Annotated in this window: 11 protein-coding genes; all 11 read right to left on the bottom strand. The window is 43.8% G+C overall.

What is annotated here, in order from left to right; all coding sequences use genetic code 11:
• Positions 1–346 precede the first annotated feature (346 nt).
• Positions 347–616, bottom strand: a complete 270-nt coding sequence (gene grxC / locus J0895_RS04590; protein WP_207086941.1) for a glutaredoxin 3 — start codon at positions 614–616, stop codon at positions 347–349.
• Positions 617–921: 305 nt separating this feature from the next.
• Entirely contained in the window at positions 922–1818 is an 897-nt protein-coding gene (locus J0895_RS04585; RefSeq protein WP_242541046.1) for a cistern family PEP-CTERM protein, read from the bottom strand.
• Between the two features lie 388 nt (positions 1819–2206).
• Positions 2207–3838: a GTPase HflX gene (gene hflX / locus J0895_RS04580; RefSeq protein WP_479724793.1), complete on the bottom strand. Its 1632-nt coding sequence runs from the start codon at positions 3836–3838 to the stop codon at positions 2207–2209.
• A gap of 474 nt (positions 3839–4312) precedes the next feature.
• Entirely contained in the window at positions 4313–4630 is a 318-nt protein-coding gene (locus tag J0895_RS04575) for a DUF433 domain-containing protein (protein ID WP_207086940.1), read from the bottom strand.
• An 80-nt stretch (positions 4631–4710) separates the two neighbouring features.
• Complete coding sequence (locus tag J0895_RS04570; RefSeq protein WP_207086939.1) at positions 4711–4995, bottom strand: hypothetical protein; 285 nt, start codon at positions 4993–4995, stop codon at positions 4711–4713.
• 351 nt (positions 4996–5346) lie between these two features.
• Positions 5347–6033, bottom strand: coding sequence for a hypothetical protein (locus J0895_RS04565; protein WP_207086938.1), 687 nt, complete (start codon positions 6031–6033; stop codon positions 5347–5349).
• On the bottom strand, positions 6030–7169 hold the full coding sequence (locus J0895_RS04560) for an AAA family ATPase (protein ID WP_207086937.1): 1140 nt from the start codon (positions 7167–7169) through the stop codon (positions 6030–6032). Before J0895_RS04560 ends, J0895_RS04565 begins: the two co-directional genes overlap by 4 nt.
• Before the next feature lie 187 nt (positions 7170–7356).
• Entirely contained in the window at positions 7357–7998 is a 642-nt protein-coding gene (locus J0895_RS04555; protein WP_207086936.1) for a Uma2 family endonuclease, read from the bottom strand.
• Between the two features lie 37 nt (positions 7999–8035).
• Positions 8036–8599: a Uma2 family endonuclease gene (locus J0895_RS04550; RefSeq protein WP_207086935.1), complete on the bottom strand. Its 564-nt coding sequence runs from the start codon at positions 8597–8599 to the stop codon at positions 8036–8038.
• 194 nt (positions 8600–8793) lie between these two features.
• Positions 8794–9357, bottom strand: coding sequence for a Uma2 family endonuclease (locus J0895_RS04545; RefSeq protein ID WP_207086934.1), 564 nt, complete (start codon positions 9355–9357; stop codon positions 8794–8796).
• 190 nt (positions 9358–9547) lie between these two features.
• Positions 9548–9876: aminotransferase class I/II-fold pyridoxal phosphate-dependent enzyme (locus J0895_RS04540; RefSeq protein ID WP_207086933.1), on the bottom strand; the 329-nt coding region annotated here is incomplete at its 5' end.

The raw sequence follows: 9876 nt of genomic DNA, 5'->3' as shown, positions 1-9876 counted from the left end.
CGAGATTAAAAAAGGTAGCCGTAAGCCTCATGGCGAGAGTCAGTGAGCGTGAATAGGTAGGGGCGCATTGACTACGCCCTTAAGGTCTAAATTCTGGACTCTTAAAGAATCCCATGCTCTTTAGACGTGGGAGTGTCAATTAACCGCTAAATGGGACAAAAAAGCGATCGCCTCCGAGGGGCGATCGCTTTTTTTGAGTGCTATTTCCGCTCAAATCCCCCTAGAGTATCGGGACCCGATGAGATTCCTAGAAGAAGAAACCGGGTGGTTGGCTCAAAGAAAGGGGCTTTTTTTGCAGAAATTTGGTGACAACACCCGGTTGTTTTCTGTTTGCTGGACCCCCGGATTAAACAGACTCCGGTTGCAGCATCGGATCTAACTGATTTTTTGCATCTAGGGCGTGCAAATCGTCGCATCCCCCGATATGGCGATCGTTAATAAAAATTTGAGGCACAGATCGACGCCCATTTGCACGGGTTGCCATCTGATCCCTGGCGTCTTCATCCCCATCGATGCAGTATTCCGCATACTCTACACCTTTGCTATCTAACAGCGCTTTCGCCCGCAGACAGAAGGGACAACGACTCCATGTGTAGATTTCTACGTTAGGTTTCATAATAGGTTCACAAGTCTGAGCAATCTGATGTTTATCTAATTGTAACGGGACTGCTCACCCCCCCTGGTTTTCTGATGCATGAGGACCCCCTAAAGCGGGGTCTTCCCGCCCCTTGTTGATAAAAATTGCGGATTTTATGGATTAATAAAATTTAATTAAAATTAACCGACTAGGCAGATTTAAACAAAAACCCCCCAGTCGGCGGGGGAGAGCAAAACCACCCAGTTGGAAATTCACAGAGCTTCAAACAGTGCCCCTTATTCACAATTAATTAATTGGTTCATCGGAACTCATGATTCTAGGGTTTAACTTTCAGTTTGAATCTGAGTTTGCGGCTTTTTTTTTCCATATCTAAGGGTTCCAAATCCAATCAGTAACAGCGCTGTAGTCGCTGTAGGTTCCGGAACCTTTCTGGGACTTTCTGAGGGAATGCCGATATCAATCGTACCCCGACCCGTACCACTAGCCCCGGCAAAGGTCTGTCCCTCAATGCTTTGATAGCGAACCCCAAAGTTGTTCAGAGCAAAGGTTTGGACTTCACCAGAGAAGGCTAGAGTGGCCTTAAAGTTTCCGGTATTGCCCGTGTTGACTCCGCCATTGGCTCCACCTTGGCAGTTATTTCCCTGGGTAAAGCAAACATCAATGTTACCAAACTGATTGGGAAAGGAGCCACTTTTGTCGTTGGTAAAGAGTCCTTCAACCTGGGTGTTACCGGAACCCGAGGAATTGCCGACACTAATCAGGTTCAAGGTTGAACCCAGACTGGTGCCATCAAAATTTAAAACATTGAATCCTAAAGCCGAGCTGCGAGAGGTGATGCCATTGCTGGAGGTGTTCGTGAGTTTTACATCAAAAAGCGCCTCAGTTTTGTTCCCAACGGTTTTAAAGCCCTCGAATTTAAAAAGAGCCTCGGATAAGAGTCCCGTGACATCTTTTTCATCGACGCTTCCGTCAAAGTTAAGGGTGAACTCTTTGCCAATGTCGCTGTCCGAAATGCCCACTGCTTTACTGCCGTCAAAAAGAGTAAACGCTGAGGCAGAAGCGGCGACAGTCAAGGAGTAAACCCCTACGGAGCCAATGACTGATAGTCCTAAAGTAAGTGGTTTGAGTAATCTAAACATATTTTTTTCCTGAATCCTACCAGCATAATGGGTGAAATCGAACCGACGGTTGCACTCTTGCTTGGCTGTTCTAGTCAGCATATTTATGCCACCCTATTAGGCAATTGCACTAAGCGACGGAATTATTTAATCCCTTGACCTCTTTACAAGAGGAGGCCAAACTCCCATTTTGCGGAGCGATCGCTGGTACTCCATTCAACTGTATCCGTACAGCCCTATGTCTGTCCATAGTTTTCTCCCAGCTTTGTAAAATCTTTATATAAATAAAATTAATGCTAGAATTTTCAGAGGCTTTGGCTCGGCACAAGTACAAAGTTTTGATAAAGTCCGAGATTTTACGGAGCAACAAGTCCTCAATTAATTGATTGCGGACTTGTTGACCAGAAGAGTGCTTAACCTATTCTTACCTCATCGTCAGGGGAATGTCGTCAGCAAAATCGCGTAACTTGAGCAAACTGGAATAAAGAGATTACTGAGGAGCCACAGCATAATCGATGAGTTGAGCAAGTCGTTGGCGCAGGGTTTCCAGTCCGAGACGCTGGCGGGCACAGATGAAAACGGCCAGGGGAAACTCTTCCTTGGCGATCGCCAGGGTCTCTCCATCCACAGCATCAATCTTATTAAAAGCAACTAAAGCGGGTCCTGGGGTCACAGGCATTTCCCCTAAAATCTTCATCACAGAGCGAATCTGACTTTGCCACGCGGGATGGGATAAATCCACAACGTGCAGCAAGGCATCAGCTTCGGTGACTTCTTCTAAGGTGGCGCGGAAAGCATCCATCAAGGAGGGGGGTAATTCGTGAATGAACCCTACGGTGTCGGTGACAACGATGGTCTGGGTATTGCCGATTACGGTGGGAATCACTAACCGGCGAGTTGTGGGGTCCAAGGTGGCAAAGAGTTGATCGGCGGTATAAATTTCTGCATTGGTTAAGGCATTGAGCAGAGTGGATTTACCCGCATTGGTGTAACCGACGATCGCCACGGAAGGGACATCTTGATGTTGGCGTCGCAGGCGCATCCGCGATCGATGGGCCTGCAATTCGTTGACTTCCTGTTGCAGACGGGCAATTCGCCGTTGAATGGCGCGGCGTTCGGTTTCCAGCTTGGTTTCGCCAGGGCCTCGGGTGCCAATTCCACCGCCTAATCGGGACATCGCTTGACCGCGACCCGTGAGGCGGGGCAGCATATATTCTAGTTGGGCTAATTCGACTTGGAGTTTACCGGCCCCAGATTGAGCGCGTTGGGCGAAGATATCCAGAATCACCTCGGTGCGATCGACCACCCGGACGCCGATTTGGACTTCCAGATTGCGGACTTGGGCCGGAGAGAGTTCGCGATCGAACACAATCAGATTACTGCCAAGGGTTTGTGCAGTGAGGGCGATTTCTTCTACCTTACCCTTTCCAACCACGGTTTGGGGATGGAGACGAGGACGTTTCTGGCGCATGGTTTGCAGGACGGTTCCTCCGGCAGTATCGACTAGACGGGCGAGTTCGGTAAGTCCGTCTTCAAATTGCTCGTCTTTGAGATTATGGGTCATGACCCCGACTAATAGGGCGCGATCGTGGTCCGCATCGACATCCCGGGCGATAAATTCTCGCTGGAACTCAGCTTCTAGTCCCTCGACGAGTTCTAGGAAGTCCTGTAGGGAGAGGGCATCCAGACTCATGGGGGGGGAAACGGTCCAGGTGGCGATCGCCTCCTGGACCTCACCCTCTTCCATTCCCGTTTGGGGAATCAAATGTGCTAAATAGGACTGACTCACATAACCTGTGGCCCCACCCCCGCGCCGTTCAAACCCCTCCCCGGTTAAATTCAACACGACTAAGGCATCCAAGCGTTGAATCGCCATTGCCGTCAGAGAAGACTCACTCGGACCCTCGCCTTTCAACTGAGTCGTAATACAGCGAATCCCACTCAGACGACCCTCACCATATCGGGGTAATTCCATTGCCGGGATTTGGGTTTGACGCGGTGAACCCACCCCCACTCGGATCACCTGACCCCGACGATTGATGTAAACACAAATCGAATCCTTGATTTCGGTACTAATCGCCGCCAGACGCTGGGCAAATTCGGAGGTGGTAATTGCATCCACCGGGAGTTTTTGGTGGTACAGGCGGTTCAGTTGCTTAAGCTGACTGGATTTGAGTCCTTGTAGCTGTCCGTATATCGTTTCGATAGGCGTATTGACCAGGAAACTGGCCCTCCGAACTCTTTATCTGTTTATTTTATCGTGAGTCAAAGGGATGTTAGGGAGTCAGGGGGTTGAGTTGTGTTAAAGGGCGCTGGATGATTGAAGGGGGGAATGGATGCTTTGGGATGGAAAGAAAAGAGGCGAGGCGATCGGTCAAACATCCTGGGGGGTTACTGCCAGTCCCGCAGAGTCTGTATTGTTATTAGTTAGGCTTCTAAATTTTACTAATGCCTGAAATGTTTGCCAAAACTTCCAGATCACTCAAAGAATCTAAATTAGCAGTTTGTGCGGAGTTAAAATCAATACGACCCTCTCGTCTTAGGGTTGCATTGACAATAATATGGTTTAGATCAACGTCGGCTTGAAAGCGAATTTTCATACTTGGAGTGCCTGTAACCGCCGTGCTTGAATCAGTTTTTGGTGAAACTCCGGGTCGGCACTGTGGTTTGATTGCCGTAATGCTTCAAATTCAGCATCTGTCTGTTTTAAGTAGGTATCGATTTCAGAACAATGAGCGAGATCATAGGTAATTGCGCCATAAACTTGTTCCAGGGACAGAGTAGGGAAACACTCTGTCGCGATGGTTTCTGGGGATAACCCGTCAAGAAAGGCAAAAATGATGGAATCGAGGGAAACGCGAGTTCCCGCCACCCAATACCCTTCATTTCGTTTGTCTACATAGGGTTTGTTCATAGTAAACCTCTTGATTTCAAATCGCTATACCTATAATTATATGATGATTGTTTCTGTCGTATCCACTAGATAAATCACAATTAGGGATGCTCCTCATAGATTCCGGGACGACTAATGGCATCGTCGGATAGGGTGGGGATATCTGGCCCCAGAGAATCTGTCAACTCATCAGCTAACTGATTGGCGATCGCCTCAAATTCATCCTTCTGTTCAATGGGGTTCTGTGAGTGCTGTAGCAGTTCCTCTACCGTGGGTGCAAAAGCCTCAGCTAACAGTTGCTGAAGGGCGATCGCATCCCCACTCGCGATACTTTTTCGGCATTTTGCCTCAACTTCTGGCGACAATTTTAAAGTAATGCTGATCATCGGTTTTCCTCTGAGATTTCTGTTTTTCTTGATGTTAAATTGCTTTCGGCTTGAGAGTTCAGTTTTATAAGTTGAGTCGCTGTAATGGCCGTTTAGGACTGCTATATCAATCATCTTCTATAATTGAGATAGGCTGTTGCCTGTCTCAATTGGAGGTGAGGAAATCATGAAACCTTTGGAGTGCGTAAAGCCTGAGCCCGGGCTTCGCTGTGCGGCGTGGCTTGTACGCGCGAGCCCAAACATCTTGCTCGCTAGGATTATCCAATTTAGATGCAAAACAGCTTAGGATGGAGGCGTATCCTAACCGGATAGGGGTGAGTTAGCTGGAACTCACTCGATTAAACCCCCCCCCTATAATTGACTTCGGATAAATTCACAAAAAACTATAAACTCTTTTAGGCTTTTTAAATGACTTTGTTTTTCTATTCTAGTGATTAATTCTCGTAAATAATATTCCCGTTGAGCATCCCGAGGATATTTTTTACTATAAGAACTGTTTTTAGCTTTAAATATTTCTTTTAAATAAGCTGCATGAAATTCTGCATGATTGTAATCTTCGTTATAATGGCCCATGAGTTCCGGTTCCTGAATTGACACATCATAATAACTGACATATTCCGACAAAGGGATGTTAATATTTTTTTGTCTAGAGTCAAACATTTTACAATTTCCGAGAAACCAAGTTTCAATACAACGATTTTGAATAATTGGAATTAATTTTATAGGGTCTAGTTCAATCTGAGATTCTTCAATGAAATTGAAAATTTCTTGTTTTTTACTTTCTACAGTATCTTCGTCAGCATCCAAACAGACCACCAAATATTGATATTGACCCGTTTCTTTAATTCGGTTGATGGCATCTGGAATATATTCATGAATAATAGAAGGGTAGCCATGAGCGCTGATTAAAAAATAGTTATGGTCCTGAGCGTCGTTATAGGATTTAACTCTCTGAAATTCAGGAAGCAGATATTTTAACCAAGCCCCATATACTTTTTTTTCGGTACTTCTCCCCTCCAACAAAAAATAAATATTCATTCTCCATCCCCTTCTAATTCTGGGTAGTCTTCCAATATATTGATTAAATCAATAAAGGCTTTCTCCCTGGATTTAGAAATCCCCAATTCCTGGGAGTCTTTTACCTGAACTACTCCCCCTTTTCGAGTGACTATTTTCCAATGTTTGGGACTAATATTGTTGATAATATAAGGATGATGGCTAGTCAGAATAAATTGTAAGTCTTTGTTCTCCGTAACTATTTCGGTGATGCTGTCAAGACAATTAACTCCCAGACTGTTCTCAAATTCATCAATTAACATCACGCTACCTTTCGGCGACAAGTAAAGTTCACTGATATACATTAATGTTTTAAACATTCCGGAAGATATGTATGGTTGTCTAATCCAATTATTTATACCTTTTTCTTTAAAATAAACAACAGTAGATTCTCTCAGAAAATCAGCTAACACAATCGGGATATCATCCTGCCTTAATGGTTCTATTTTAACGTCCTCAATTTGGTTAAATATCTGACTAAATTCTGTTTTTATTTCCTCAAAAACTTCCCGAAAACTTCTGTACACTAAAGAGAGTTTAATTGAAATAGGAAGTCCGCTTTCTTGTATCTCAGACAAAGAAGCTTTTTCATATTTTTTTAATAAAGAAAATGTAATGGGTTGAATCCCTTCATAGGGTGCAAACTCCACCATAGTAATTTTATTAATTTCATCTGCCGCAGGGCTAATGTCTTCTTCTAATTTAAGCAAGTGTAGTGCGCTCTCATTGGGCGATAACTTCGGCGTTAAAGTTCCATTAAAATTTATTTTTTCTTCTGTTCTGTCAATAATAATATTATCGTTTTTATAGAGCTTTTCAATAATTATTTTGTACTCTCTATCTAAGTCTTGTTCACTACTAATGAAGGACCTCTGTGTTTCAAACTCTCCTTCCCAGCGATAAATTGTACCATTTTCTGTATTAAAGGTAGTATTCCATTTCACTCCATTTAGAGAAGCTCCATTAACAATCTTTTTTAAATTAAAAATAGACCGAAGAATTTGCGTTTTCCCTGCACCGGATATACCCACAAGTAAAGTCGGGTTGGTGGTAAATTCAACCGGGTCTAACCTCCATTCATATTCCTGATCGTAATACTCTATATTTTGAATTTTCATGGTTTTTATCGACAATCTATTGCTTGATTGTTCAAGTTTTATCCATCACAATTACATCAATTCATTGTATTTGTAAACCCCTTGTAACAAATCTTAACTTTTAAGTTCAAGGGGCTACAGATATAACGTAGCTTGTTTTAAGCAAGAGATTCTCTTACTTACTCAGGGTTGTCGTTTAACTCCCACTTTAAGCGATCGCCGCTTCAAATTCTGCCAATGCCTGATAGGTTCCTACTTGCCAAGCGCGTTCGACTACCGTTGTAATAATTTGGGCGATCGCCACTTCGGGGAAAATCGGACTATTCTCAGCCGTGACATACTCTCCCTCTTCTAATAAATAGATAGTGAGCTTGGACTTATTATACACCCAAACTTCTGGGCATTCAATCGCTTTATAGGCTTCGATAGTTGTTTTAGAGGTGACATCGGTTTCTATTGCCAAATCCGGCGGTGGATCATCCGGTTGGAGGCGACGACGTCCAATCATCCGTTGACAGTTCTGGATATAAAAACTAGCATCCGGTTCAATTCCTGCCATTCCTTCTCGTTTAAAGGTGGTCGATCCAAAAGGTTCGTATCGAGTGACTTTTACTTTTAGCAAAGTTTTGACAATATCAGAAATCAAATCCCTAGTGATTTCATGTTCAGGTAATGAAACCATAATTTGTAATGTGTTGTGACTGTAGGCAATGCGGGAAGAGCGTTTTTCTCCCAGTTCTTCTAATAGTTTCTCAAATTCCTGCCAACTGATGTTGGGAATCGTAACGGTGCTCCCGGGTTCTAGCTTTATTTCACTAACGGGTTTGACAATGCCGGTAATAAGGGTCATAAGAACAAAAACCAGTAAATTGTGATCAGATTCCGCTCTATTCTAACAGCCAGCCAAATATTTCGGCCACCGTTAGTCGCAACTCGCTGGCAAAGGCAGGAACGGGAATTTCCTGTTCAGGTTCGTCAAAGACTTCGGGTTGTTGGTGAGGATGATACACAAAAATAGTCTGTTCACTGGGGTCAATCAGCCAACCCATTTGAGTGCCATGTTTAAGGGTCTGTAGAATTTTTTTGGTAACTTTGGTAACTCGTTGTTCGGGAGAGAGGATTTCTATCATCCAATCTGGGGAGTCGTTAAATACATTAGCTACTCCGCCATTTTCTTTCCTAGGAATTCTCTCCCAAGTAAAGACGGCAATATCTGGCACAATAGTGCATCCATCAAATATACACCGCAGTTCCGGGAAAGCTCGGGCTATTTTTGGGGGCTTAACAACGGCAGTAATCGCGATCACCAATTCAGCTTGAATTGTGCTATGTTCTCCTTGTGGCATGGGTTTTTGGATGATTTTGCCTTCAATATATTCACTGGCGGGTTCGGTTTCGGGGAGTTTGAGAAATTCTTCTAAGGTTAAAGATTTAGATGGGGTTTGGACCATGTTATGAGACCTCCAAAATGAGTGGGTTTGAGTGGGCGATCGCCCATCTCAATTTTTAACAAGTATCTCTATCAATTGATAGTGTAAATGAAAAAATGCTATCAAAATCGAGCTTTATATAACTACATTATTTAACAACATGGGTGAACAAGGTTACTATCAAACAGAACAGTAACTTGTGAGCAAATTTCGCTCTATTCTAACAGCCAGCCAAATATTTCGGCCACCGTTAGTCGCAACTCGCTGGCAAAGGCAGGAACGGGAATTTCCTGCTCAGGTTCGTCAAAAACTTCGGTTTGTTGCTGAGGATGATACACAAAAATAGTCTTTTCTTGGGGGTCAATCAGCCAACCCATTTGAGTACCATGTTTGAGGGTGTAGAGAATTTTTTTAGTGACTTTAGTTTGACTCTGTTCTGGGGATAAAATCTCTAAAATCCAGTCAGGTGGGGCTGTAAAAATATTAGCAATTTCGCCATTTTCATCTCTGGGAATTCTTTCCCATACAAAGACTGATACATCAGGAACAATCGATTGTCCAGAAAAAGTACATCTCAGTTCAGAAAAGGCTCGGGCAATTTTAGGCCCCCTTAGAGCGGCATTAATTGTAGTTGCTAATTCAGTTTGAATGGAACTATGTTTTCCTTTCGGCATTGGTTTTTGGATGATTTTGCCTTCAATATATTCACTGGCGGGTTCGGTTTCGGGGAGTTTGAAAAACTCTTCTAAGGTTAAAGATTTAGATGGGGTTTGGACCATGTTATGAGACCTCCAAAATGAGTCGGATTGGGTGGGCGATCGCCTCCCTCAACCTACCACTATTATAGCACTCAACCCTAGAGCGCATTCTGTTTTTCCAGAAAAGAAACCGGGTTTCTAAACAAGGTTAAGGTTCTCTCCCTAAGCGTTGTTCAAAAACCCGGTTTCTAACCTTTACTATAAACCCAGATTAGAGTTTCAGATTTTCCGTAATCCGCTGCATCGCTTCCTCAACATTTTTCCGGCTATTAAATGCCGAAATGCGGAAGTATCCTTCACCAGCAGCGCCAAAACCAGAACCCGGAGTCCCCACTACATTCACCACTTGCAGCAATTTATCGAAGAAATCCCAACTGGATAATCCATCGGGAGTTTTCACCCAGACGTAAGGTGCATTTACGCCACCGTAAACAGACAATCCAGCAGCGGTTAGTTTCTCTCGGATAATTTTGGCATTTTCTAAATAGAAACTGACCAATTCTTTCACTTGTGCTTGACCCTCTTCTGAATAAACCGCTT

It is taken from the genome of Phormidium pseudopriestleyi FRX01 (genome assembly GCF_017313335.1).
Lineage (GTDB): Bacteria > Cyanobacteriota > Cyanobacteriia > Cyanobacteriales > Laspinemataceae > Laspinema > Laspinema pseudopriestleyi.
This window is presented reverse-complemented; position numbering and strand designations above follow the sequence as displayed.

Excerpts from the sequence above, each read along its gene's own strand:
- grxC (WP_207086941.1), bottom strand. The coding sequence starts at position 616 with ATGAAACCTAACGTAGAAATCTACACATGGAGTCGTTGTCCCTTCTGT.
- J0895_RS04585 (WP_242541046.1), bottom strand. The coding sequence starts at position 1,818 with ATGCTGACTAGAACAGCCAAGCAAGAGTGCAACCGTCGGTTCGATTTC.
- J0895_RS04575 (WP_207086940.1), bottom strand. The coding sequence starts at position 4,630 with ATGAACAAACCCTATGTAGACAAACGAAATGAAGGGTATTGGGTGGCG.
- J0895_RS04570 (WP_207086939.1), bottom strand. The coding sequence starts at position 4,995 with ATGATCAGCATTACTTTAAAATTGTCGCCAGAAGTTGAGGCAAAATGC.
- J0895_RS04565 (WP_207086938.1), bottom strand. The coding sequence starts at position 6,033 with ATGAATATTTATTTTTTGTTGGAGGGGAGAAGTACCGAAAAAAAAGTA.
- J0895_RS04560 (WP_207086937.1), bottom strand. The coding sequence starts at position 7,169 with ATGAAAATTCAAAATATAGAGTATTACGATCAGGAATATGAATGGAGG.
- J0895_RS04555 (WP_207086936.1), bottom strand. The coding sequence starts at position 7,998 with ATGACCCTTATTACCGGCATTGTCAAACCCGTTAGTGAAATAAAGCTA.
- J0895_RS04550 (WP_207086935.1), bottom strand. The coding sequence starts at position 8,599 with ATGGTCCAAACCCCATCTAAATCTTTAACCTTAGAAGAATTTCTCAAA.
- J0895_RS04545 (WP_207086934.1), bottom strand. The coding sequence starts at position 9,357 with ATGGTCCAAACCCCATCTAAATCTTTAACCTTAGAAGAGTTTTTCAAA.